At 66.2% G+C, this 24410-nt stretch carries 16 protein-coding genes, 1 tRNA gene and 1 CRISPR repeat array; of the genes, 7 read left to right on the top strand and 10 right to left on the bottom strand.

Going from position 1 to position 24410, the window contains the following annotated elements:
- Window positions 1-17: 17 nt before the first annotated feature.
- The 4 genes from queA to cas9 form a co-directional block, all read right to left on the bottom strand.
- The gene (gene queA / locus VA613_RS11350; protein ID WP_324779126.1) at window positions 18-1052 is read right to left on the bottom strand and encodes a tRNA preQ1(34) S-adenosylmethionine ribosyltransferase-isomerase QueA; all 1035 of its coding nucleotides are present in this window, start codon (window positions 1050-1052) and stop codon (window positions 18-20) included.
- A 91-nt stretch (window positions 1053-1143) separates the two neighbouring features.
- A CRISPR array of direct repeats spans window positions 1144-1641; the repeat unit is 36 nt; unit sequence GTTGTAGCTCCCTCTCTCACCCCGGAAAGCTACAAT.
- Between the two features lie 63 nt (window positions 1642-1704).
- Window positions 1705-2013, bottom strand: a complete 309-nt coding sequence (gene cas2, locus VA613_RS11345; RefSeq protein WP_324779125.1) for a CRISPR-associated endonuclease Cas2 — start codon at window positions 2011-2013, stop codon at window positions 1705-1707.
- 13 nt (window positions 2014-2026) lie between these two features.
- Window positions 2027-2935, bottom strand: a complete 909-nt coding sequence (cas1, locus tag VA613_RS11340; RefSeq protein ID WP_324779124.1) for a type II CRISPR-associated endonuclease Cas1 — start codon at window positions 2933-2935, stop codon at window positions 2027-2029.
- Complete coding sequence (gene cas9, locus VA613_RS11335; protein ID WP_324779123.1) at window positions 2922-6317, bottom strand: type II CRISPR RNA-guided endonuclease Cas9; 3396 nt, start codon at window positions 6315-6317, stop codon at window positions 2922-2924. The genes cas1 and cas9 overlap by 14 nt, the downstream gene beginning before the upstream one ends.
- Before the next feature lie 245 nt (window positions 6318-6562).
- Here cas9 and VA613_RS11330 point away from each other — a divergent pair.
- Window positions 6563-6649, top strand: a tRNA-Leu gene (locus VA613_RS11330).
- Window positions 6650-6795: 146 nt separating this feature from the next.
- On the opposite strand, the gene VA613_RS11325 is transcribed toward VA613_RS11330, so the two are convergent.
- The 6 genes from VA613_RS11325 to VA613_RS11300 form a co-directional block, all read right to left on the bottom strand.
- Entirely contained in the window at window positions 6796-7362 is a 567-nt protein-coding gene (locus VA613_RS11325) for a TonB family protein (protein ID WP_324779122.1), read from the bottom strand.
- Window positions 7363-7902: 540 nt separating this feature from the next.
- The gene (locus tag VA613_RS11320; protein ID WP_324779121.1) at window positions 7903-8958 is read right to left on the bottom strand and encodes an endo-1,4-beta-xylanase; all 1056 of its coding nucleotides are present in this window, start codon (window positions 8956-8958) and stop codon (window positions 7903-7905) included.
- Window position 8959: 1 nt separating this feature from the next.
- On the bottom strand, window positions 8960-9907 hold the full coding sequence (locus VA613_RS11315) for a polysaccharide deacetylase family protein (RefSeq protein ID WP_324779119.1): 948 nt from the start codon (window positions 9905-9907) through the stop codon (window positions 8960-8962).
- Between the two features lie 34 nt (window positions 9908-9941).
- The gene (locus tag VA613_RS11310) at window positions 9942-12263 is read right to left on the bottom strand and encodes a tetratricopeptide repeat protein (RefSeq protein ID WP_324779118.1); all 2322 of its coding nucleotides are present in this window, start codon (window positions 12261-12263) and stop codon (window positions 9942-9944) included.
- Window positions 12260-13651 carry a glycosyltransferase family 2 protein gene (locus VA613_RS11305; protein ID WP_324779117.1) on the bottom strand — a complete coding sequence of 464 codons (1392 nt, stop codon included), beginning with the start codon at window positions 13649-13651 and terminating at the stop codon, window positions 12260-12262. The genes VA613_RS11310 and VA613_RS11305 overlap by 4 nt, the downstream gene beginning before the upstream one ends.
- Before the next feature lie 22 nt (window positions 13652-13673).
- A complete protein-coding gene (locus VA613_RS11300; protein WP_324779116.1) occupies window positions 13674-14657 on the bottom strand; it encodes an NAD-dependent epimerase/dehydratase family protein in 984 nt (327 codons plus the stop codon).
- Window positions 14658-15043: 386 nt separating this feature from the next.
- On the opposite strand from VA613_RS11300, the gene pgi reads away from it, so the two are divergent.
- Genes pgi through glgB form a run of 6 tightly spaced genes read left to right on the top strand, consistent with a single transcriptional unit; the run spans window position 15044 to window position 24392 of the window.
- A complete protein-coding gene (gene pgi / locus VA613_RS11295) occupies window positions 15044-16714 on the top strand; it encodes a glucose-6-phosphate isomerase (RefSeq protein ID WP_324781242.1) in 1671 nt (556 codons plus the stop codon).
- A gap of 8 nt (window positions 16715-16722) precedes the next feature.
- The gene (locus VA613_RS11290; RefSeq protein ID WP_324779115.1) at window positions 16723-17718 is read left to right on the top strand and encodes a glucokinase; all 996 of its coding nucleotides are present in this window, start codon (window positions 16723-16725) and stop codon (window positions 17716-17718) included.
- 28 nt (window positions 17719-17746) lie between these two features.
- Window positions 17747-19066, top strand: a complete 1320-nt coding sequence (gene glgC / locus VA613_RS11285; protein WP_324779114.1) for a glucose-1-phosphate adenylyltransferase — start codon at window positions 17747-17749, stop codon at window positions 19064-19066.
- The gene (locus VA613_RS11280; RefSeq protein WP_324779113.1) at window positions 19059-20777 is read left to right on the top strand and encodes a glycoside hydrolase family 57 protein; all 1719 of its coding nucleotides are present in this window, start codon (window positions 19059-19061) and stop codon (window positions 20775-20777) included. The genes glgC and VA613_RS11280 overlap by 8 nt, the downstream gene beginning before the upstream one ends.
- Window positions 20778-20826: 49 nt before the next feature.
- Complete coding sequence (malQ, locus tag VA613_RS11275; RefSeq protein WP_324779112.1) at window positions 20827-22179, top strand: 4-alpha-glucanotransferase; 1353 nt, start codon at window positions 20827-20829, stop codon at window positions 22177-22179.
- Between the two features lie 56 nt (window positions 22180-22235).
- Window positions 22236-24392 carry a 1,4-alpha-glucan branching protein GlgB gene (gene glgB / locus VA613_RS11270; protein WP_324781241.1) on the top strand — a complete coding sequence of 719 codons (2157 nt, stop codon included), beginning with the start codon at window positions 22236-22238 and terminating at the stop codon, window positions 24390-24392.
- Window positions 24393-24410: the final 18 nt, after the last annotated feature.

The raw sequence follows: 24410 nt of genomic DNA, 5'->3' as shown, positions 1-24410 counted from the left end.
TCGTATTCGTTGTCATGTTATTGGGATAGATCGTCGTGTGTTTTTTCTAAGAACATCGCGTCGCCGTAGCTGAAGAAGCGGTAGCGTTCCCTGATGGCGTGGGCATACGCGGCGCGGATCGTGTCGACGCCGGCGAAGGCGGAGACCAGCATCAGCAGCGTGGACTTCGGCAGATGGAAGTTGGTGATCAGCGCGTCGACGGCCCTGAACGCGTAGCCCGGCGTGATGAAGATGTCGGTCTCGCCCGAGCCGGCGTGCAGCTTGCCCGATTGCGCCGCCGCTTCGAGCGCGCGCAGGCTGGTCGTGCCGACCGCGACGACGCGGCCGCCGCGGGCATGCGTCTCGTCGATCGCATCGGCCGTCGCCTGCGGGATCGTATAGCGCTCGCTGTGCATGCGGTGGTCGGCGACGTGCTCGACGCGCACCGGCTGGAAGGTGCCGGCGCCGACGTGCAACGTGATCTGCGCCGTGCGGATGCCCTGCTTGCGCAGCGTCGCCAACATCGCCTCGTCGAAGTGGAGGCCCGCGGTCGGCGCCGCGACCGCTCCCGGTTCATTGGCATAAACGGTCTGGTAGCGCGCCTCGTCGTCGGCCGTCGGCGTGTGCTCGATGTAGGGCGGCAGCGGCAGGCGGCCGAGGCGGTCGAGCACCTCGAGCACCGGCCGCGCAAAGCGCAGGCGGGTGAGGTCGTCCTGCCGCGCCAGCACCTCGACCGCCTCGTCGTCGGCGAGGTCGATGCGCGAACCCGGCTTCGGTGCGTGGCTGGCGCGGATGAAGGCCAGCACCTCGAATTCGCCGGTGACCCGCTCCACCAGCAGTTCCACCTTGCCGCCGGAGTCCTTGTGGCCGAACAGGCGCGCCTTGATGACGCGCGTGTCGTTCATGACCAGCAGGTCGTCCGGGCGCAGCAGCGCGGGCAGGTCGCGAAACATGCGGTCGTGCAAGGCACCTGCCGCGTCGACGTGCAGCAGCCGGCTGCCGCCGCGCTCGGCGGGCGGGAACTGGGCGATCAGGTCGGGGGGGAGGTCGAAGTCGAAATCGGCGACACGCATGGGACGCGATTATAGCGGGCGCCTATTTATAGACCGCCCCGCAAGGGGCTCAACCTGCTCGATGGGGCGTGGGTTTCGCCTCATCGAGCAGGTTGTAGCTCCCTCTCTCACCCCGGAAAGCTACAATAGCCGCCGCGTCAACCAAGGAGCCGAAAATGTTGTAGCTCCCTCTCTCACCCCGGAAAGCTACAATATCCGGCAACGGACTGCTGCAGCGCCAACAGTTGTAGCTCCCTCTCTCACCCCGGAAAGCTACAATTCGCCGCGATGTAGTAGCCGGTCTCGGGCGGTTGTAGCTCCCTCTCTCACCCCGGAAAGCTACAATCAGAGGGGCTGTAGTCAAATGACGCGCCATGTTGTAGCTCCCTCTCTCACCCCGGAAAGCTACAATATCCGCTTTGCTTGCTGCAGTGTCGTGCCAGTTGTAGCTCCCTCTCTCACCCCGGAAAGCTACAATCATGCGAGCTGGCTCATGGCCTGCATGCACGTTGTAGCTCCCTCTCTCACCCCGGAAAGCTACAATCGTATAAACGGGGTGGTGCCGGCGATCGGCGTTGTAGCTCCCTCTCTCACCCCGGAAAGCTACAATACCCCGCCCACAGACCCGCTCAGCGCCTGGTTTTGAGCGGGTTTGTGGGTTATTTTTTTCTGGTCAGAACAGCAAGATCTGCTGGGCGTTGACGGTTTTTTCCTGAAACAGCGGCAAGCCGACCAGGAGTTTCATGCTTGCAAACTGCTTCTCGGTCACAGTCAGCACGCGCACGGATCCTGCAGGCGGCAGGTTGTCCACGAGACGTTTCATGTGTTTGGTCTCCGCGTCGGTGCCATTGAGAATGCGCCCATAGACGGAAAACTGGATCATGTCGTAGCCATCGTTGAGAAGGAAACGACGGAAGACGGTGTAGGCGCGCCGTTCTGCTCTGGTGACGACTGGCAGATCGAAGAACACCAGCATCCGCATGAATCGCCTCGTCTCAGCACTCATACTGGTGCAGCGCCAGACCGATGAGGCGGGGCAACTCCAGCAACTCGGCGCTACCTCCTTCATAAAGCCGCGCCAAGGACTCGACCGCCTGTTCGATGGAAGTCAACGCGGACGTCGTTCCGCGTGGCATGGCCATGTCCACATTCAGAAGATTGACCAGCGCGACTTTGTCGGCGGGCTGCAAGTCATCTACATCATGTCCAAAACTATGCTCGGTCACATGCAGGTCAACCAGTGGCCGATACGGTTCGATTAGATCATCAGCCAGATTGAACGCGTTCTGCTCACTGGCGTGGAACAGACCTAACGCGGGCAAAAACCCGTGTGCGACAAGCCCGCGCGCAATCGCGGCACGGAATACGGCATATCCATAGTCCATCGCGGCATTGATCCAGCGCGGTTGGCCGCGATGAAAGTCGTTGCCATATAAGGCACGGAAATAGGCCGCGCTTGCCTGGGATTCGAGATTGTCCGGATCGCCCGAACGCACGCGGCGGGCCAGTGATTCCAGGCGTTCTGTCCCGGGCTTGCCCAAGCGTTCGAGACATTTCGCCTGATTCTGAATCTTGGACTGAATGATGGTTTGCCAGGCGCGCTTGGCGGCCGGTTTGCCTAGTGCGAGCTGCAGACGCAGCACGCGCGTTGCGCGGCTGTGGGAAAGGAAGGGCAGGAAGACGCCGTTCGGGTGGTGAGTCGGGCCTATGGAAAAGAGGCCGATGCCGTATTCGCCGCAGGCCGACAATACAGAGTGCGACAGCGTGATCTCGCGGTGGTTGAGGACGATGACGGCGATATCCTCGAATGGAACACGCGCATCGTCTTCCTGCTCGATGAGCAGGGCAAATTTGTCCCGCCGCAGATTGGCGGGGCGCGAAATCATCACGCTACGCCAGGTCACGCCTCATCTCCGGCGGGGCGGGATAGAGATTACCGAGTACATCGATATGAAATTTCTCGATGTTCGCAGCGAGTTTTACCCCAATCCCCTCTATCAAACCGAGCTTGTCGTTAGGAATTGGCTTGCCGGGGCTTTTTTTACTGAATGCGAGACTGGTGGTCTTTTCGCCGAATGCATATCGATCATGCAGGGCGACATTTATTGCACCCGTGCCGCTGTGGCAGCCTCTGTAATACCCGCAGATGTTTTCACCGGAGCGCTGCGTGACCTTCACGAAGTCATTCGGGTGCAGCGAGAAGCAGAAATTAAACCCGTCGTCGATCACAGTCCATTCCGCTTCGTCCTTGAAGGCCACGATTGCCCGATTCGGTAATCCTTTCACCTTGTGATGGACATAGACGGGAACCAGATGGAACTTGCCATCCTTAGTGAACACGTCTACGCGCAACATGCTGTCGTTCTTGGCGAGGCCTCCGCGCACGGGTATGCCGGATTGTTTGTCGATGACCTTGGTGACGGAACGAACAATCGGACCATTCGGGTTGCCGCCCCGATCCGGCTTGCGCAGCGGGTTGCCTGCGGGGAAGGCTTTGTCACCCTTGCCGCCATGCGCCTCGAGTCGTTCACGGATGGCTGCATACAGTTTCCCGTTTCGGTGTGGTTCGACAAGCGTGTCAAGATCCTTCAGCGTCAGGCTGGCGAGCGGGATTTTCTGCGTGACGCCGCCTTGAATTTTGAGTCGTTTGGGCTGGGCGTAGATGGTGTCCTTGTGTGCGGCGCCGCCGTTGCGACGCTGCGGCGCGCGCGAGACGAACAGCGGTTTTAGGGGTTCCAGTTCATCTGCCGGATAACTTCCAAGGCCCTCGACAGCGGCGCGCAATTGCACAGGGTTGTCGATGAACAAGCGCGCTTCCAGTTCGTGGCGGAAACCCGGCCAGGGGTCGGGGAAGTGTTCCTTCAATTGCTTGTACATGGCGTGGTTCACGATCTCGCCGGTTTCGAGATCGATGAATCCATCGCGCACCGCTTCGAGCTCCTTGCGGCGCGAATAGTCCGACAAGCGCTTGACCATGCCGTGGCTGCAGGCCGCGACCACGACGGCGTCCAGCGCGTGATGCCGGTCGCTGTCGGTTCGGATTTTCAACAAACCCCAACGCGCACGCAGGAAAGCGGTGAGTTGGCCGGACAGCACGACGCACCGCTTCGATTCGCTCCCATCCGCCAGCTTCAGGTAACGCTCGACGTAGTTTTTGAAGAACCTGCTGATGTAACGGGTATCGTTGAGGTTGCGCTCCCGGAAATCACGGGCTTCTTCCGTACCGAAGTTCTTGCGCAAGAGTCGGGTTCGCTTGGCGAGCCGGTAGGCCTTGTTGCCCTCGACATAGGCGACGAAACGTTGCCAGCGCTCGCTGTTGTTCTCGCCATCCAGATATTCATAGGGCGTGGCGTTGCCCTTGTCCCGGTTTTCCTTCGCGAGCACCAGAACCTTGTTGTTCTTGCTGTCATCGAAGCTGCGTGAATAAGGCAGGGCGTGGTCGATCTCGACATATCCTGGTTCGAGTAATCGGTTCAGGTCAATCGGCTCGATGGAATAGGCGCACTTCCCTTGTTGCTCCCGGTACAGCCGCCACTTGTCGAATTCCTGGCCTTTGGGCATCTGGCCGTAATGCTCGGCGAAGCGCGCTTTGTCTTCGCGGTTACGCCTCTGGTATTCGTCCTGCTCTTTCTTGATATCCCTGCGGTCGTCAAATGGCTTGGACAAGTCGCGTGCCATCTCAATGTGTACTGACGCGGGTGATCCGTATTTGCGGATCAGAGCATTCATTACCTTGCGTGCCTGATTGAGGGCGCGCAGCACCACCGGATTGCGCGGGATGTCGAGTTCATCGTTGAACAGCATGCGCCCATGTTTGTCTCGGCCCGAATAGAACGGGGGCAGGTAGCGTTCTTCGCCTTCTCCCGTCTTGAACAGCTGGCTGTGGTGGTAGCCGGCTGCTTCACAGGCTTCGTCATAGCGCATGCCTGCTTCCATATGGGGCACGATCAGGCGCAAGGCCTTGAGCGAGAGATTGCTGAACTTGTCGAAGCGAATTTCCGAAAGTGCATCGATCATCGCTTGCCCACCCGGCAGGCCAAGCGCGCGAAGCTCCCGTTCGACTTCCGTATCGTCCTTGTAGACGGACAGCACCCAGGCGATGCGGTCCAGCACGTCAGGGTTTCCGGATTGGGCGGCACCTGTCAGGCTTTGCCATTCGGTCTCCAGCCCCCTATCCTTCATCTGTTTGCGCAACTCCTGCCAGGCGGGGAGCTTGACCAGCACAGCGCTTTCCGGGTCTTTGACTTTTCCGTCCGCTGTCTGCGCGTAAGAAAATCTGGCGAAGCGATACGTCTCGTCCCACAAGCCACCCTTGGTCATGGCGGCGCGCAATTGCTTATGGGTGAGATCGCCAGCCTGGTTGTACGGGAGAGGCAGCGCGATCTGCCGTTCCTGTTCGTTGAGCGGACGCGTTATACCGTTGGTCACGATACGCAAGTTGTTGAGCCGGGTGAGCCAGACATGCCGCTCGGAAGTGAAGCTGGCCTTGGGTGCGCGGAACTCGGCTTTCTCGAACGTGCAACGCCCGAGCATTCTGAGCAGGTTGTCTCCAGACAGCGCGGGTTTCTGTAACCAGAACAGACCACTTTTGCGGTCGCCATTTCCTAAAATGGCCGTCCGAAGATCATCGCTGGTGTGCGGGTTGCCGAATGTGTGCTGGCATTCAAACAGAAGATGCACTTCGTCGGCGAGCAGAACGCGCGACAATGCTTTCCCGTAATCGCCCTGCTTGTTGCGTTGCGGACCATCGGGGAACTCTTTGAGCAGCATTTCCGCCGCGGTTCGATAGTCTTTATCGCGCATCAGGCTGGCGGTGGCGGCGAGCCCCTTCTTTACCTTCCCGCCTTCACCCTTGGCGTCTTCGCCTGCCTTTCTTTCTTCGGCGCGGCTGATCCAATGGAAGCCCCGGTGCTTGCACAGGTGGTACAACACACGCGCCCACTCATCGGGAGCGAGCAGGCGGTCGAGCCCTTCCACGCGCAGTTGCCATGGCGATATCGGTGCCGGGCGCTGCCCGCGTAACAGTTCGATGTCCGCAATCAAGCCTTCACGTTTGAGCAGGCGTGCGACCTTGGTTTGACGCCACGCGCGGCGATACAGGCGTCGGCGCATCAATCGGGCAGACCGCCGTGCAAGATTCAGGGGTTCGCCTTCCTTGGCGGTTTCAGCCTTGTCGAATGCGCGCACCCCAAGAGACACGATCCGGTTTGGGGCAAGGACAGCCCAGCCGACCGAGGCGATCCCGATATCGAAACCAAAAGTCAAATTCCGGGTGTTGTCTTCCACCGCTGCCTCCCTGTATATTCTTTTCCGTTGTAGCTTTCCGGGGTGAGAGCCGTTGCTGCAATAAGGTTATCCCGAAAGGGATGAACCGAACCCAAGACCCGAGGCGTTCCTCGGGTCTTTTTTATAGTATTCGGTTCGATGCTGCCAAGCACATGATGACGAGCGCGTTTCGCCTTGCCAGCGTTGGCGCGGTTCGGCGATAATGCCCGGCTTCTGTCGCCGGTCGCATGCGTGCCCGGCCCCCGGCCGGGATGGCGGAATCGGTAGACGCAGCGGATTCAAAATCCGCCGCCCGTGAGGGTGTGGGGGTTCGAGTCCCCCTCCCGGCACCAGGACACAACTCTCCTCAAGACCTGACGTGTTCGCATCGCCGAGCCTCGGCGTGCGTGTTTCATCACGGGCATGGCGACTGGTCGGTCGCGCTGCCCACCCGAGAGGTTCTCGATCCGCGTTCGGGGCCCGGAAACCCGGGCCAGGATCACTCCACCCCGTTCAAGCGCCCCGCGCCCCATTCCTTGAACTGGCGCTGCATGTCCTTCTCTTCCGCCTCGATGGAATCCGCGGTGTCGTCGGGCGAGCAGTCGGTCCCGGAGGCATCGCCCTCGGCAGGCTCGCGCGGGGTGGCCCGGGTCGCCGCGCCGTTCTGCGCGAAGCGGTTATGGAAGGACGGCGGGTCCGGGATGCAGTCGTATTTGTAGACGGGCGGCCAGCCGGTCTCGTAGGGCATGAACGCGATGGTCTTGTCGAAAACCAGCGGCTTGCCGGTCGGGGTCGGCGGCAGCGGCGGCAGCGACCGGATGGCCTGCAGGGCAAGCTTCTCCGCAGTCTCCGAGGTCGACCACAGCACGTCCGCCTTGGCGAGCCTGCCGTCGGGCGCGATCTCGATATGGAGCCGGACCATGCCCTGCTGCGGTCCTTCCACCGCCGTTCCCATCATGCTCCGGACCTGCTGCGCCCAGGTGTAGCGGTAACGCTTGCTGTTCTTGAGCGTGTAGGTGGAGGCGAGCTTCCATTCCTCCGCGGTCGGCGCCGGCGGCGCCGGCATCGAGGCCGATGGCGCCTCCGCTGCGGGCGGAGCGGAATCCGCGACCGGGGCGTTTCGGTTCTTCGCCGCATCCGGGGGCGTGGCTGCGATTCGCGTGGGGCGGGGTTTCGCGTGGTCGGTCTCGGCGTGCGTCTTCGGATGGGGCGCCGCCGCGAAGCTGATCTGCAAAGGGGCCGAGGACGTTGCCATCGGGGCGGGCGGTGGCGGCGCGTGGGCCCTCCATCCTGCCACGAGGCCGGCGTGAAGCGTCAATGACAGCGCAAGGGCCACGAGGAAGCCTCGCCGGCCCTGGGGCATGAAGCCTGCTTCCACGCCTAGTCTCCGGGGGCGTCCGACGCGCCGTGGCCTGTCGCGCGGAACTCGCGGTGGTCGCGGTGGATCAGGAGGCCGGGCGTGAGCCGGCGGTGCCGCATGTTGCGGACGAGGAAGCTGCCCCCCGGGGGGCGCCGGAGGCGTCGTCTCTTGGCGGGGTTTCGCATGATGGTGAAGGACGGGCGCAGGCGAGTGTGCCGTCTTCCGCCTTCAAGCTGAATAGGCGCTTTATTCCACCCGGCGGCGTTTGTCTGCCCCGGCGCGCCGGAGCACGCCGCGGACGCTTTCGCAGGCAGGCTTCGGGCGGCCGTCGGCCGCGAACAGCAGGGCCGCGCCCTGGCCCGGAAAATATTCGGGGATCCAGGAGTGTGCGTCGCTCGCGCCCCAGGTCGAGAAGCTGCGGCACTGCGGCACGGCGAGGCAGGCCTGCAGCATGGCGCCATACACCCGCGCCTGCCGGCGCAAGGCGGTGCCGCGTGCGGGCAGCGGAAGCATCACGTCCATCTCGGTGATGTCGGTCTGCAGCCCGAGCGCCGCCAGGCGCTTCATGTTGATCCGCACGTCGTCGGCGCGCGGGGCGTCGTCGAGGCCGACGTGCATCTGCAGGCCGACGGCGTCGATCGGCACGTCCTGCTGGCGCAAATCGGCGACGAGCCGGTAGATGCCGTCGGATTTGGCGCCGGCGCCCTCGCCGCCGTAGTCGTTGTAGCGCAGGCGTGCCTGTGGATCGGCCTCGTGCGCCCAGCGGAAGGCCAGCGCCAGGTAGTCGGGGCCGATGCCGTGCGACCAGAACGTGTCGCGCAGTTTGCCGTCCTCGCCGACCGCCTCGGCGGCGACATCCCACGAGGCGACGCGTCCGCGGTAGCGCGTGACGAGCGTGCGGATGTGCTCGCGCAGGATGGCCATCAGCTCGTCGCGGCTGAACCCGCCTTGGGTCAGCCAATCGGGCAACTGCCGGTCCCAGACCAGCACGTGGCCGTTCACCTGCATCCCGTGCGCTTCGGCGAACGCGACCAGGGCGTCGGCCTGGGTGAAATCGTAGCGGTCGCGCTCGGGCTGGACGACGGCGAATTTCATCGCGTTCTCCGGCGTCACGAGGTTGAATTCGCGCGCCAGCAGGCGGGCATAGGCCGGATCGGCCTCCAGGGCCTCGACGTCGACCGCCGCGCCGACCCGGATGCCGGCGGCGGGCGCGAGACTGCGCAGCGTGGCGGCCGGGGCGGACGAGGTCGCGGCAAGCGTCAGCGCGAATACGATCAAGGCGAGGCTGCGTCCGAGTCTCATCTCAGTTGGCGCCGTAGGCGGCACGGCCCGCCCACTGCCGCACCAGCCCGGGCAGCGGCGGCAGCGCCGGGGGGCGCAGCCCGGCCTGGCGCGCCCAGCCTTCGAGCCAGGATTCGCCCTCGACGCCGGTGACGCCCGGCGGCGTCGCGTAGACGGGGTCGGCCAGCGCGTCGTCCAGCGAGACGAAGCGGTAGCCGCGCTGCCGCAGCATGGCGACGAGCGTGTAGACATGGTCGGCATTGAGCTGGTTGGCGTGCAGCACGACGACCTGCGGGATCGGGCGGCCGAACAGGTCGAGCGCGAGCTGCTCGGCCTGCGCGAACGCCGTCTGCATGTAGGGTACGTAGGCCGCGGCGATGTGGCCGGCGGCGTCGGCGTCACCCTGCGCAAGCGCGTTCGCGTAGGCCGCGGCGAACACCCATTCGGCACTGTTGACCGTCACCGGCGCGACGCGATAGCCGTGTTCGGCGAGGAAGCGGGCGAAGGCGGTGCGCACGTCCGGCGTCGTGCCTTCGTGCAGGAAGGGATGGCGGAACCAGCGCAGGGTGCGGCCGGCCGCCTGCGTCAGCGGGCGCGTGACGGCTTCGCCGCGAAGCACGTCGGCCTCGAAGGCCTCGAGCGGCACCTGGTCGAGCGAGGGATGCGAATAGGTGTGGTTGCCGAGTTCGAAGCCGGCGTCGAGCCAGGTGCGCAGCAGTGCGACCCGTGCGGGATCCGGCTCGCCGTCGCGGTAGAGCTTGCCTTCGTTGACGAAGCCCACCACCGGCACCTGCGCGGCCCGCAGCCGCTGCACGAGATGCGCGGTCATGCTGCCGAGCGTGGCATCGTCGTCCGACACCACCGCGGCGTAGGGGAGATCGTCGAAGGTGAAGGCCACCGCCGGCTGCGGCGCGGCCGCGGCGGCCAGGCGCGGCAGCAGCAGGAGGAGGCCAAGCAGGCGGCGGATCATGCGGGAGAGCGGGGCGCCGATGCCGCAGGGGGCCTCAGAAGCGGCGCGTCAGACTGACCTCGAACAGCGCCGAACGGTAGCCCGCGGTGGCGCCGCCGCCGTAGCGCGACACGCCGGCCTTCACGTCGAGGAACCAGTCGCGGTAGAGGCCGAAGAAGCCCTCGGCGACGATGTCGCCGCCGGCACGGAAGCCGCCCATCGTGTTGTCCTTGTAGGGTCCGTAGCTGAAGGCCACGCTCACGCCGTCATCGTCGCTGATCTTCCAGTAGGTGAAGGCGGTCAGCGCATAGCGCTGGTAGAGCGAGGGGGCGTAGTAGCCGTGCCCCGGGTCGTCGTCGAAGCCGAACCAGCGGCCGCTCACGCCCAGGTCGAGATTCAGGCGCTGGCTGCGCAGGACGGCGCGGCGCGGCGCAAGCTCGGCCTCCCAGCGCGTGTTGCCGTCGGACAGCGTGTCGTAGCCCAGGCGTCCCGGCACGGTCCAGCGCAGGTCGGGCGTCCAGGTGGCGTCGAGCGTATTGGCGCGCCGTTCGATGCCGAGCTTGGCGGCGCGCGGCGAGACGGCGAACAGATCCTGCCGGCGCGACAGCCGCATCGCGAGCGTGTCGCCCGGCTGCAGGTCGGCGCCGACTTCGTAGATGAAGCGGCTGTCGCCTTCCGCGCTGCCGCCTCCGGCTTGCGCATCGAGCGAGAGTTGGGGGGACACGCGATGCTGGATGCCGAGCCAGGCGCGGTTGTAGCCGAGCGAGGTACCGCCGTCGGGCTTTTCGTAGCCGCTGCCGGCGTCGGCATGGAGCCACTGGTGGTCGGCGCCGCCGAAGAGACGCGTTTCCGGGTTGATGACATACTCGCCGCGCACGCCGGCGTGGCGGATGCTGACGTCGTCGGAGCCGGCGTGGTAGCCGAAGTCGATCGTTGCGTTGGAGCGCAGGGGCGTGCGCACGAAACGGGCGAGATCGAGCGTCTCCTTGTCGTTCGGGCGCAGCCGTGCGACCGCGGCAAGGCTGGCCAGCGCCTCGCGTGGCCGATGGGCGTAGTGCAGGGCGATGGTGCGGGTGTAGTCGAGTTCGTAGTCGTCGCGCAGCGTGCGGTCGAGCTCGGCGACTTCGCCGAGCGCGGCGGTGGGGCGCTCGGCCCAGGCCAGCACGCGCGCCTTCTGCTTGCGGTACGCGACGTTGTCGCCGAAGCGCGTGCGGTAATCCTCCAGCAGTTCCGTCGCGCGCGCGTAGTCGCCCATTTCGGTGACGACGACGATGTATTCCATCCACGCCGCGGCGACGCCGGGCTGCCGCGCGAGGTAGTCGCGGTAGGCGCAGGCGGACTCGCCCAGCGCGCTGCGCCAGTACTGCACGCGGGCGATGCCGAGGCGGGCGCCGGGATCGTCCGGCGCGAGGGCGAGGATGCGCCGGTAGCTGTCGAGTGCCATGGCGTAGTCGCCGCGCCAGGACGCGAGGTCGGCGCGGGTGCGCAGATATTCGAGGTTCTTCGGGTCGAGTTCGACGGCGCGCTCGATCGCCGCCGCCGACGCCTTCGCGTCCTTTTCGGTCGGATAGCTCTGCGCCAGGCGATGGAACAGGGCGGCGTCCTGCGGGGCGAGGCGGCTCGCCTCCTTCAGCGCCGCCGAAGAAGCGGCCGGATCGTTGGCGAGCGCGTAGATGTCGGCCATGCGCAGCCAGTAGTCCTTGCCGGCGCCGAAGCGCTGGCGATAGATCCCGTCGTATTCCTGCACCGCCTGCGTGTTGCCGCGCTCCGCCTCGAGCTCCATGTATTCGAGCATGGCGTCCTTGTCCTGGGGGCGCTCGGCGAGATAGGCACGGTAGCGCGGCACGGCGGCGTCCTTCTTGCCGCCGCGCGCGCTGGCGCGGGCGAGACCGAGCAGCGCGTCGGCGTCGCGCGGCGAGGCCGCGAGAATCCGCTCGAAGCTGTCGCCGGCCACGAGGTAGTAGCCGGTCCACAGCGCGATCTCGCCGCGCGCGCGCAGGTAGGTCGGGTTGCCCGGATCGAGCTCGACGGCCCGGCTGATGGCGGTGAGCGCGCTCGGTCCCTTCTGGATCGCGGCGTACGCCTGCGAAAGCTTGTAGTGCAGGCGCGCGTCATCGGGCGCGTAGCGGGTCGCCTCGCGCAGGGCGTCGGCGGCGGCTTCCGGCATCTTCAGACGGGTGGCGCGGATGTCGGCGATGCGCTCCCAGAGATTCGCCTGCGCGGGGTTGGCCTTCAGCGCCTGGGCGTAGACGTCGACCGCTTCGCTCCAGTGGCCCTGCATCTCGGCGTGCAGGCCGGCGTCGGGAACCGACTGGGCCAGCGCAGCGAGCGGTGCACTGGCGGCGAGCACGAGGGGGAACAGCCAGGATTGCCTCATTTGCGCCACCTGCGGTTGCGGAAGATCCAGAGATCGGCGGCGAAGCGGCCGATGGTGACGAGATCGAACAGCAGCACGGCGTAGCGCAGCGGCATCACGAGCAGGCTCTTGAGGAAGTATTCGAGGCGGTGGCCTTTGGCGACGGTGACCAGGATGGCGGTGCCGACCGCCGTTTCCGCCGCCAGCGTGATCGCGAGCGGCTCCCACAGCTGCAGCATGATCATGATCAGCAGCACGGTCGGAAAGGCCACCTTCTCGAAGGCCGACATGAACAGCACCCAGCCGATGGGGCGGCCGTACTTGCGCGTGTAGTCCGCGCCGAACGGCTGGCGGTACTGCTCGAAATGGACGCGCTTGTCGGCACCGCCGCCGGTCCGCGTGGAGGCTTCCTGCTTCTTGTGCCGGTAGCGCTTGAACGCCTTGAACGGGCTGCGCATCAGCTCGTCGAAGTAGTAGCAGCTTTGCAGGAAGGACGACGACCACAGGTAGATCTGCCCCGGCACGCGGCCGACCTCCGGCTCCTGCGAGCGGGCGTAGACGTCGGTGAGCTGGATGTTGCGGTAGCCGTTGTCGTTCATCGCGAAGCCGATGAAGATGTCCTCCGAGTTGGTGAGGTCGTCGCCGAGCAGGGGCTCGTAGCGGTCGAACACGATGGTCTTCAGCACGTCGCGGCGGTAGGCGACCGCGCAGCCCACCGGATTGAGGATGCTGCCGAAGAAGGTCACCTGCCCCAGGTACACGAATTTCTGCAGGAAATAGTACAGCACGTCGCGATACATGTCGGTGACGCCGCGCTGCAGGTGATGGAACCAGCCCACCTTGGGGTAGATGGTCGCCTCGGGGTGGGAGCGCAGGAAGGTCTGCAGGGGCTCGGCCTTCAGCATCGCGCGGCGGTCGCGGTCGCGCAGGGGCAGCACGGTGCCGCAGGCGCTGGCGATCCCGGCGCCCTTGTAGAGTTCCTCGACCACGCGGTCGATGTAGTTCTCCGACTCGAGCACGGTGTCGCCGTCGAGGATGAACTGGACGTCGGAGTCGAATTCGCGCGATTGGCGCTTCAGCGTCGGCGTCTTGCCGATCGACCGGGCGCGCCGGATGGTGATCAGGTCGATGCCGTTGAGATCGCAGAAGGTCTGGGCGTATTCGACGGTGCGGTCGCTGCTGCCGTCGTCGACGAGGATGATGCGCGTCGGCTTGCGGGTCTGGCGGGCCAGCGCGGCCAGGCAGAGGGGAATGTTGCTTTCCTCGTTGAAGGCCGGAATGACGACGTCGACGGTGGCTTCGCGCCAGTCTTCTGCGGGGTTGGGGAGGGTCTTGTCCGGCCCGTGGGCGAGGCCGATGAGGCTCAGCACCGTGTTCGGGCTGAGAATGAAATACGGAGTGGTTGCCATGGCGGCCTATTCTAGGTGACGTTTACGCCACGCGCCGGATTTTGGCGCGTTCGCGTTCGATCAAGTCTTCCAGCGTGCGGGTGAGGGTCCATTCGGGGCTGAATCCGGTCAGTGCGCGCAGCTTGTTGAGCACCGGGCGGCGGTGGGTGACATCCTCGAATTCCTCGCCGTAGGCGTCCTTGTAGGACACGAAATGCAGCGGCGAGGTGCTGCGCGCGCGCTGCACGATGAGCTCGGCGAGCGCGCGGATCGAGATTTCCTGGTCGTTGCCGACGTTCACCACCTCGCCCCAGGCCTCGGGGCACCCGGCGAGCTGGTCCAGCGCGACCACGGTGTCGCGCACGTCGCAGAACGAGCGCGTCTGGGTGCCTTCGCCGTAGACGGTGAGCGGATCGCCGTCGACGGCCTGGCGGACGAAGCGCGGCACGACCATGCCGTAGTGGCCGACCTGGTTGGGGCCGATGGTGTTGAACAGGCGCGCGACCACGATATGGAGGCCGTACTTGCGCGCGTAGGAGAAGGCGAGAAACTCGTCGGCCAGCTTGGTGACGGCGTAGGCCCAGCGCAGCCGGCCGGCCGACGGCAGCACGATGTAGTCGCTTTCGGCAAAGCTGCTCTGCGGGTTGAAGCCGTAGACCTCCGACGTCGAGGCGATGATGACCTGCGGGTTCCAGCCGCCATGGTGGATGGCGCGCAGGACGCGCTCGGTGCCGGTCATGTTGGTCGACATCACGGCGACGGGATCTTCCAGCACCTTCTTCACGCCGACGACCGCCGCCATGTGATAGATGCGGTCGGCCCAGGCCACGGCCTCGCCGAGCCCGTTCCAGTGGAGGATGTCGGCCTCGGCGAAGCGGAAGCCGGGGTGGCCGCGAAACGCGGCGACGTTCGCGAGCGATCCGGTGCTGAGGTTGTCCACGACGTAAACCTGGTCGCCGCGCGCCAGGTGGTGGTCCGCCAGGTGCGAGCCGATGAAGCCTGCGCCGCCCGTGATCAAAACATGCATGTCCTGTACCTCTTCCGATATTTCGCCGGCCGCTGCCGAATGATGAACAGGGCGGCGCGCCCGTCCGGTTTCGCGCCCCAATGAAAACAAGCGCTTGCCGTTTCGATTCCGGCGATCGTTCGGTCGCCGCCGTGCCCGACGGGTAATCTGCAAGGACTGTACCAGTCGGACGGCACGATTCCGGGGCATCGTTGAACCGTTTTGTGGCATCGGCCGGGGAATTTATCGGCCGAATCCCATCCAAGATGAGGACGTGTCATCGGAGCATCACCAATTTTGCCTATGGTTAACGGAAGAGCCCGTTATTTTGGTCAATGGCATGGCCGTTGCTTGGTGTCGATCGAACGACAATGCGGCATGGCCCGGCAGTCCCTGGAGAAACGATGATGGCACCGTCGGCACGCGCGCAAGCGCAGCAGGATGAGAGTCACGGCTCGCTGCACCGCCCGGTGTGCAGGCAGCTGAAGGCGCACCAGGCGCAGATTGCGGGCGTGCACATGCGCGAGCTGTTCGCGGCCGATCCGCGCCGGTTCGAGCGGTTTTCGCTGCAGGTCGGCGAGGTGCTGCTCGATTACTCGAAAAACCGCATCATCGACGAGACGATGAGGCTGCTGCTGCAGCTCGCGCAGGAGGCCGACGTCGCCGGCTGGCGCGAGCGCATGTTCGCCGGCGAGAAGATCAATCACACCGAGAACCGGGCCGTGCTGCACGTCGCGCTGCGCAATCGCAGCAACCGCCCGGTCATCGTCGACGGCGAGGATGTGATGCCGAAGGTGAACGCGGTGATCGGGCGCATGGGCGCGTTCGCCGAGCAGGTGCGCAGCGGCGTCTGGCGCGGCTACACGGGCGAGCGCATCACCGACGTCGTCAACATCGGCATCGGCGGCTCGGACCTCGGGCCGCAGATGGTCTACCAGGCCCTGAAGCCCTACCGCCATCCGCGCCTCAAGGTGCATTTCCTATCCAACGTCGACGGCGCCCACGTGAAGGAGACGCTCGAAACGCTCAATCCGGAGACGACGCTGTTCGTCGTGTCGTCGAAGACCTTCGCGACCCAGGAAACGATGACGAACGCGCACACTGCACGCGAATGGTTCCTGGCGCAGTCGCAGGCGGAGAAGCACATCGCGAAGCATTTCGTCGCGGTGTCGACCAACCGCGACGCCGTCGTCGCCTTCGGCATCGATCCGGGCAACATGTTCGAATTCTGGGACTGGGTCGGCGGACGCTATTCGCTGTGGTCGGCGATCGGATTGTCGATCGTGCTGGCGGTCGGCGGCGAGCGCTTCGTCGAACTGCTCGAAGGCGCGCACGAGATGGACGAGCACTTCCGCCATGCGCCGCTCGACAGGAACATGCCCGTCGTCCTTGCCCTGCTGGGTGTCTGGTACAACAACTTCTTCGGCGCCGAATCGCATGCCATCCTGCCCTACGACCATTACCTCCGGAGCCTGCCGGCCTATCTGGAGCAGGCCGACATGGAATCGAACGGCAAGTCGGTCGACCGCGACGGCCACGTCGTCGACTATCCGACCGGCCAGATCGTCTGGGGCGCCACCGGAATCAACGGCCAGCACGCGTTCTACCAGCTGCTGCACCAGGGCACGCGGCTGATACCGGCCGATTTCATCATCTCGCTTGCGCCGCACACGCCCGACATGCAGGCGCATCACGACATCCTGATCGCCAACTTTCTCGCCCAGACCGAGGCGCTGATGCGGGGCCGCACGCTGGAGGAAACCCGCGCGCAGACCGGCCAGGCCTCGCCTTACCAGGTGTTCGAAGGCAACCACCCGTCCAATGCGATCGTCCTGACCCAGCTCGCGCCCCACGCCCTCGGCATGCTGGTCGCGCTCTACGAGCACAAGATCTTCGTGCAGGGCGTGATCTGGAACCTGGATTCCTACGACCAGTGGGGGGTCGAGCTCGGCAAGCAGCTGGCCAGCCGCATCCTGACCGAACTGCACGCCGACGTCCCGGCGGGCGGCCACGACGCCTCGACCAACGCCCTCATCGACTATTGCCGGCGCCTGAGCCAGCCGCACCCTGGCCTATAGTTAGAAAGATGGAGTGGATCGCGGGCGATATCGGCGGAACCAAGAGCTGGCTGGCATGGGCGGCGGGCGAAGCGGGAGGCACGGCGACGCTGCAGTTCGAGAAGATCTACCCGAGCGCGGCCTTCGCGTCAGCCGAGGCGCTGGTGCGGCAGTTCGTCGGCGATGCCGGCCGGCATGCGTTGCCGGACACGCTGGTCCTGGCGTTGCCGGGCCCGCTGCACGCGCGCCGGGTACGGCTCACCAATCTCGACTGGACCGTCGACGCCGATGCGCTGCAGGCCGCGCTGGGGCTGCGGCAGGTGTGCTTCGTCAACGACTTCCAGGCGGCCGCCGCCGGCGTGGCGACCCTGGGCGCGGACGACGTCGTCGCGCTCAACCCGGTGCCGGTGCAACCGGGAGGGGTGCGTGCGGTCACCGGTGCAGGGACCGGCCTCGGGCTCGCCTTCATGCTGCCCGATGCCGCGGGGCGCTACCGCGGCTTCGCCTCGGAGGGCGGCCACATCGATTTTGCGCCGGCCGATACGGTTCAGGCGCGGCTGCTGGAACATTTGCGGCGGGCCTACGGTCACGTGTCGTGGGAGCGCGCCGTCTCGGGCTCGGCGATGAACGACCTGCACCGTTTCTGCTGCGTCGAGCGCGGTCTGCCCTTGGCGGACACCCCGGTCGACGGCGCGGCTCTCGTCGCGCGGGCGGAGGCGGGCGACGGGGCGGCCGCAGCGGCGCTCGACCTGTTCGTCGATCTCTACGGCGCATGGATCGGCAACGTCGCGCTGATGTACCGGCCGCAGGGCGGCCTCTATATCGCCGGCGGCGTGAGCGTGCATCTGCAGGCGCGGCTGCGCTCGCCGCGCTTCATGGCAGCGGCCGTCGCCAAAGGGCGGATGCGGGCCGCGGTCGAAGAGACGCCGGTTTTTCTGGTCACCACCGGGCGACTGGGGGTGGCGGGCGCGCTGGCGCTCGCGCAATCGCCATCCGACGCGTGGGGGCACTCAGCGAGTCGATGAACAAGGACGCAACAAGGAGGAGCGCCGCATGACATTATCGAAGGCCGAACAGGGACGCCTTTACCGCTACTACACCGAACCCAAGACCGTCACCGATCTCACGCGCAAGACGCTTGCGCTCGTGCTCGCGGGCGGCGAAGGCTCGCGGCTCAAGGACCTGACGGCGTGGCGAGCCAAGCCGGCGGTCCCGATCGGCGGCAAGTACCGCATCATCGATTTCCCGCTGTCGAACTGCGTCAATTCCGGCATCCGCCGCATCGGCGTGCTGACGCAGTACAAGTCGCATTCGCTGATCCGGCACCTGCAGCGCGCCTGGGGCTTCATGCGCGCCGAGATCGGCGAGTTCGTCGAAATCCTGCCCGCGCAGCAGCGCACCCACAAGAAGGAGTGGTACCAGGGCACCGCCGACGCGCTGTTCCAGAACATCGACATCATGCAGCGCCACCATCCCGAGTACGTGCTGGTGCTGGGCGGCGACCACGTCTACACGATGGACTATTCGGAGATGCTGTTGTACCACGTGCAGACCGGCGCGGACTTCACCGTCGGCAGCATCGAGGTGCCGGTGTCGGAGGCGAGCGCATTCGGCGTCATGTCGGTCGACGAGCACATGCGCATCACGCATTTCTCGGAGAAGCCCAGGCACCCCGACTGCATCCCCGGGAGGCCGGACACCGCGCTGGTGTCGATGGGCATCTACGTCTTCTCCAAGGACTTCCTATACAAGACGCTGATCGACGACGCCAGCGACACGCATTCTTCGCACGACTTCGGCAAGGACATCATCCCGTCCAAGATCGGCGAGGCGCGCGCGATGGCGTATCCGTTCCGCAACCGGGATGGCGAGCCTGCCTACTGGCGCGACGTGGGCACGCTGTTTTCCTACTGGCAGACCAACATGGAGCTGTGCTCGGTCGAGCCCGAGCTCAATCTGTACAACCGCGACTGGCCGATCTGGACCTACCAGCCGCAATACCCGCCGGCGAAGTTCGTGTTCGACGACGAGGGGCGCCGCGGCGAGGCGATCGACTCCCTGATCGCCGGCGGCTGCATCCTGTCGGGCGCGCGCGTCAAGCGGTCCGTGCTGTTCTTCGCCACCACGGTCGAGAGCTACAGCCTGATCAAGGACAGCGTGATCCTGCCGAAGGTCACCATCGGCCGCAATTGCCGCCTCAGCCGGGCGATCGTCGACAAGGGGACGGTCATCCCCGACGGGACGGTGATCGGCGAGAACCTGGCCGAGGATGCCAAGCGCTTCCACGTCACGCCGGAGGGCATCGTGCTGGTGACGCCCGCCATGCTCGGGCAGAACCTCTACGCCCACTGGCAGGACGAGTTCGATGGCTAAGTCGCTGAACGTGGTGCTGTGCTGGCACATGCACCAGCCGTATTACCGCGAGGGGCTGAAAGGGGCCTATCACCTGCCCTGGGTGTACCTGCACGGCATCAAGGACTACAGCGACATGGCGGCGCACCTCGAGCGGCACCCCGACATGCGCGCGGTGGTGAACTTCGCGCCGGTGCTGCTGGAGCAGCTCGACGACTACGCGCGCCAGCTCGACGCGCTGCTCAAGCACGGCAAGCCGACCCAGGATCATCTGCTCAACCTGCTGTCCGGCATCGAGCGCATCCCGTCGGATCGTGCGGGCCGGATACGCATCATCCAGGACTGCCAGCGCTGCCACGGCCCGCGCATGATCGATCCCCATCCGCCGTTCCGCCACCTGCTGGACATGGTCGGCGCCGGCGGCGAGACGCCGGTCCGCGATGATCTGAAGGAGCTGCCGGGCTATCTGTCGGAGCAGTATTTCCTCGATCTGCTGACCTGGTACCACCTGGCCTGGCTCGGTCATTCGCTCAGGCAGCTGCCGCTCGCGAAGCGCCTGACGGCGCAGGAAGGCGGCTACTCCTCGGCGGATCGCCACGAGCTGCTGCACCTGATGCAGCACTGCATGGCCGGGCTGATCCCGCGCTATCGCGCGCTGGCCGAACGCGGCCAGGTCGAGCTGTCGATGACGCCCTACGGCCATCCCATCGTTCCCCTGCTGAACGACTTCGCCAACCTGCGCGACGCGCTTCCGGATGCCCCCGCTCCCGAAGCGCCTGCCTACCCGGGAGGGGCCGAGCGGTCGCGCTGGCACCTGGAGCACGGCGCCGCCGTGTTCGAGCATTACTTCGGGCGCAAGCCCGCGGGCGTATGGCTCTCCGAGGGCGGGGTGAGCGAGGATGCGCTCGCGCAGCTCGACGCCATGGGCTTCGCGTGGACGGCGTCGGGCGAGGGCGTCTGGCGCAACAGCTGTGCCAAGTCGGGCTGTCCGGACGAGGCCTTGCAGAACAAGCGCACGCTGTTCTCGCCGTCGCACGTCGACGGCCACACGACCCGCCTGTTCTTCCGCGACGACGGACTGTCGGATCTCATCGGCTTCAAGTACAGCGACTGGCACGCCGACGATGCGGTCGGCGACTTCGTCCAGCATCTGGAGAACATCGCGGCGTTCTTCGGCAAGGAGGCGAACCGCCATGTCGTCTCGGTCATTCTCGACGGCGAGAATGCCTGGGAGTACTACCCCGACAACGGTCATTTCTTCCTCGACGGCCTCTACAACGCGCTGGCGGGGCACGCCACGCTCAAGGTCGGGACCTTTGCGGAGCTGGCGACGTCGCTGCCTGCCGTGCCCTTGAAGCGGCTCGCCGCCGGAAGCTGGGTGTACGGCAGCTTCTCGACCTGGATCGGCGCCGACGACAAGAACCGCGGCTGGGACTACCTGGTTGCGGCGAAGCACGCGTACGACAGCGTGGTGGCGGCGAAGAAGCTCGGCCCCGACCAGCTTGCGCTCGCCACCCGCCAGCTCGCCGTTTGCGAAGGATCGGACTGGTTCTGGTGGTTCGGCGACTACAACCCGGCCCGCAGCGTCAGCGACTTCGAGCAGCTCTACCGTACCCAGCTGCGCGAACTGTATCGCCTGCTGGGCGTCGCGCCGCCCGCGCTGCTCGACGTGCCGCTGTCGAGCGGCGGCGGCTGGGCGGAGAATGCCGGCACCATGCGCCGGAACGCCTGATGCACGGGGCTCGAGCGACGCACGACGTGCGCAGGCATGGGGCGCCCGCATGAACCTCGACATCCGCTGCGCCGGGATTCTGCTGCATCCCACGTCGCTGCCCTCGTGTGCGCGCGAAGACGTCGAGCGCTGGCTCGCTTTCCTGCAGGCAGCCGGAATCGGCGTCTGGCAGATGCTGCCGCTCGGCATTCCGCTGACCGGACTGTCCCCCTACCAGTGCGCCTCCGCCTTCGCCGTCAATCCGGCCCTCTTCCCCGGCGCACGCGCCGACATGCGCGGCTTCGTCGGCTGGTGCCGCGCCCAGCGCCACTGGCTCGACGACTACGCCCGCTTCATCGTGATCAAGCACCTCCAGGGCGGCGCGCCGTGGACCGACTGGCCGCAGGCGCTGCGCGATCGCGACCCGGCGAAACTGGCCGAATTCGACATCCGCCATGCCGACCGGCTGTACGACGTGAAGGCCGAGCAGTACCGCACCGCGATGCAGGGCCGGGCGATCCGAACGGCGGCCGCTGCACGCGGCATCCGGCTGTTCGGCGACATGCCGATCTTCGTCGCGCACGACAGCGCCGACGTCTGGGCACAGCGCCATCTGTTCCTGCTCGACCCGGAGGGGCATCCGACCGTCGTGGCGGGCGTGCCGCCCGATTATTTCTCCGAAACCGGCCAGCGCTGGGGCAACCCCCATTACGACTGGGACGCGATGCAGGCCGACGGCTTCGCCTGGTGGCGCGCCCGCCTGCGCGCCCACTTCGAATGGTTCGATCTCGTCCGCATCGATCATTTCCGCGGCCTGGTCGCGGCGTGGGCGATCCCAGCCGACGAGGCGACGGCGGTCCACGGACGCTGGGTGGAGGCGCCGGGCGCCGCTTTGCTGCAGGCGATCGCCGACGAGCTCGGCGACCTGGCGCTCGTCGCCGAGGACCTCGGCATCATCACGCCGGACGTCACGGCGCTGCGCCACCGGTTCGGCCTGCCCGGCATGGCCGTCCTGCAGTTCGCCTTCGACGCGCATGCGGACAATCCCCACAAGCCGGATAATGTGCACGTCGACTCCGTCTATTACACCGGGACCCACGACAACGACACGACGCTGGGCTGGTGGCGCACGCTGCCCGAGCCGGCACGGAACGAAGTCATGCGGCAGCTGGGCGTCTCGGACCCCGATGCAGTGCCCGACGCGATGATCGGCGTCGTGCTGGAGAGCCGTGCTGCGCTGGCCGTGCTGCCGCTGCAGGATGTGCTCCGCCTGGGCAGCGAGGCGCGCATGAACACGCCCGGGACGGAGAACGGCAACTGGACCTGGCGCTTCGAATGGGATGCGCTGGCGCCCGACGTGGCGCCCCGCCTGTTGCAACAACTACAGAAAGCCGATCGATGCAAGACTCCGCCCAAGCCCTGAATGTCGATCCGCGCGCGCCGAACGGCGCGCGGCTGCCGGCCATCAGCCCGCCGCTCATGCGTGTGCAGACGGGCACCCATCACGACCCGTTCGAGGTGCTGGGACGGCATCCGCAGCCCGACGGCGGCGTCCTGCTGCGGGTATTCCTGCCGGCCGCGGAGGCGGTGGAACTGCAGGCCGGCGGCGCGCGCTTCGCGCGCCTCGCCGGAACCGATTGCTTCGAACTGGCGCTGGCGGACGACAGCGCGCTCGGGCCGCACCCGCTGCTGCGCTGGCAGGACAAGGTGCGCGGCGCATGGCACGCGATGCGCTGCCCCTACACCTTCGCGCCGCAGGTCGGCGAGGTGGACCTGCATCTGTTCGGCGAAGGGCGCCATTTCAACATATGGAAGGTGCTCGGTGCGCGCGTCAGGACCATCGACGGCGTCACCGGCACCCTGTTCGCCGTTTGGGCGCCTGCGGTGCAGCGCGTCAGCGTGGTCGGAGACTTCAACGACTGGGACGGGCGGCGCCACCCGATGCGCTGCCGCGGCGCCTCCGGGGTGTGGGAACTGTTCATCCCCGGCCTCGAGGCGGGGCATGCCTACAAGTACGAGATCCTCGGCAGCCGGGGCCAGCTGGTGACGAAGACGGACCCCTATGCGCGGCAGATGTTCCTGCGGCCCGAAACGACGAGCCGCGTGCCCGACGACGCGGCGTACGCGTGGCAGGACGACGGCTGGATGGAGGCACGGGCGCGCTTCGACTGGCAGCACAGCCCGGTCAGCATCTACGAGGTCCATGCCGGATCCTGGCGCAGGCATGCCGACGGCAGCTTCTACACCTGGGGCGAGCTGGCGGCGGAGCTGATTCCCTACGTGCTCGACCTCGGCTACACCCACATCGAGCTTCTGCCGGTGGCGGAGCATCCGCTCGACGCCTCGTGGGGCTACCAGGTGTCGGGCTACTACGCACCGACCGCGCGCTTCGGCTCGCCGCACGACTTCCGCGCCTTCGTCGACGCCTGCCACCAGGCCGGCCTCGGCGTGCTGCTCGACTGGGTGCCGGCGCACTTCCCGAAGGACGACTTCGCGCTGGCCCGCTTCACCGGCGAAGCGGTCTACGAGCACGCCGACCCGCGCCGCGGCGAGCACCAGGATTGGGGCACGCTGATCTTCGACTTCGGCCGCAACGAGGTGCGCAACTTCCTTGTCGCCAACGCGCTGTACTGGATCGAGGAATTCCACATCGACGGCCTCCGCGTCGACGCGGTCGCCTCGATGCTCTACCTCGACTACTCGCGCAATCCGGGCGAGTGGGTTCCGAACCAGTACGGCGGGCGCGAGAATCTCGACGCGATCCACTTCCTGCACGAGATGAACGTCGAGGTGCACGGCCGCTTCCCGGGCGTGCTCACGATCGCCGAGGAGTCGACCGCCTGGCCCGCCGTGTCGCGCCCGGTCGAGCTCGGCGGCCTGGGATTCTCGATGAAGTGGAACATGGGCTGGATGAACGACAGCCTCGACTACATCGAGAAGGACCCGGTCTACCGCAAGTACCAGCACAACCAGCTGACCTTCAGCCAGATGTACGCGTGGACCGAGAACTTCGTGCTGCCGCTGTCGCACGACGAGGTCGTGCACCTGAAGAAGAGCCTGCTCGACAAGATGCCGGGCGACGCCTGGCAGCGCTTCGCCAACCTGCGCCTGTTCTACGCGTGGCAGTATGCGCACCCGGGCAAGAAGCTGCTGTTCATGGGCGGCGAATTCGGCCAGTGGAACGAATGGCAGGAGGCCGGCCAGCTCGACTGGCTGCTGCTCGGTTTCCCCGATCATGACGGCATCCGCACGCTGCTGCGCGATCTCAACCGGCTCTATCGCAGCGAGCCGGCGCTGCACGCCTTCGATTTCGAGCCGCGCGGCTTTCGCTGGATCGATTGCCACGACGCCGACCAGTCGGTGCTGAGCCTGGTGCGCCAGGGACCCGACGGTACGCCGGCGATGGCGGTGGTGCTCAACTTCACGCCGGTGCCGCGCAGCGGCTACCGAATCGGCGTGCCTTCGGCGGCGGCGTGGTGCGAGGTGCTGAATACCGATTCGATGTTCTACGGCGGCAGCAACCTCGGCAACGGCCGGCCGCTCGACCCCCAGCGCCGGCCGTGGATGGGGTTCGAGCAGTCGCTCGAGGTGACGATCCCGCCGCTCGGTGCGATCTTCCTCAGGCCCTGCGGCTAACCCAGGCCAGGACAATAG

The sequence above is a fragment of the Thiobacillus sp. SCUT-2 genome (assembly GCF_035621355.1).
In the GTDB taxonomy this organism is placed as follows: Bacteria; Pseudomonadota; Gammaproteobacteria; order Burkholderiales; family Thiobacillaceae; genus Thiobacillus; species Thiobacillus sedimenti.
This window is presented reverse-complemented; position numbering and strand designations above follow the sequence as displayed.

Excerpts from the sequence above, each read along its gene's own strand:
- VA613_RS11320 (WP_324779121.1), bottom strand. The coding sequence starts at position 8,958 with ATGAGACTCGGACGCAGCCTCGCCTTGATCGTATTCGCGCTGACGCTT.
- queA (WP_324779126.1), bottom strand. The coding sequence starts at position 1,052 with ATGCGTGTCGCCGATTTCGACTTCGACCTCCCCCCCGACCTGATCGCC.
- cas2 (WP_324779125.1), bottom strand. The coding sequence starts at position 2,013 with ATGCGGATGCTGGTGTTCTTCGATCTGCCAGTCGTCACCAGAGCAGAA.
- glgC (WP_324779114.1), top strand. The coding sequence starts at position 17,747 with ATGACATTATCGAAGGCCGAACAGGGACGCCTTTACCGCTACTACACC.
- VA613_RS11290 (WP_324779115.1), top strand. The coding sequence starts at position 16,723 with ATGGAGTGGATCGCGGGCGATATCGGCGGAACCAAGAGCTGGCTGGCA.
- VA613_RS11310 (WP_324779118.1), bottom strand. The coding sequence starts at position 12,263 with ATGAGGCAATCCTGGCTGTTCCCCCTCGTGCTCGCCGCCAGTGCACCG.
- VA613_RS11305 (WP_324779117.1), bottom strand. The coding sequence starts at position 13,651 with ATGGCAACCACTCCGTATTTCATTCTCAGCCCGAACACGGTGCTGAGC.
- VA613_RS11300 (WP_324779116.1), bottom strand. The coding sequence starts at position 14,657 with ATGCATGTTTTGATCACGGGCGGCGCAGGCTTCATCGGCTCGCACCTG.
- VA613_RS11315 (WP_324779119.1), bottom strand. The coding sequence starts at position 9,907 with ATGATCCGCCGCCTGCTTGGCCTCCTCCTGCTGCTGCCGCGCCTGGCC.
- pgi (WP_324781242.1), top strand. The coding sequence starts at position 15,044 with ATGGCACCGTCGGCACGCGCGCAAGCGCAGCAGGATGAGAGTCACGGC.
- VA613_RS11280 (WP_324779113.1), top strand. The coding sequence starts at position 19,059 with ATGGCTAAGTCGCTGAACGTGGTGCTGTGCTGGCACATGCACCAGCCG.
- malQ (WP_324779112.1), top strand. The coding sequence starts at position 20,827 with ATGAACCTCGACATCCGCTGCGCCGGGATTCTGCTGCATCCCACGTCG.
- glgB (WP_324781241.1), top strand. The coding sequence starts at position 22,236 with ATGCGTGTGCAGACGGGCACCCATCACGACCCGTTCGAGGTGCTGGGA.
- VA613_RS11325 (WP_324779122.1), bottom strand. The coding sequence starts at position 7,362 with ATGCCGGCGCCGCCGGCGCCGACCGCGGAGGAATGGAAGCTCGCCTCC.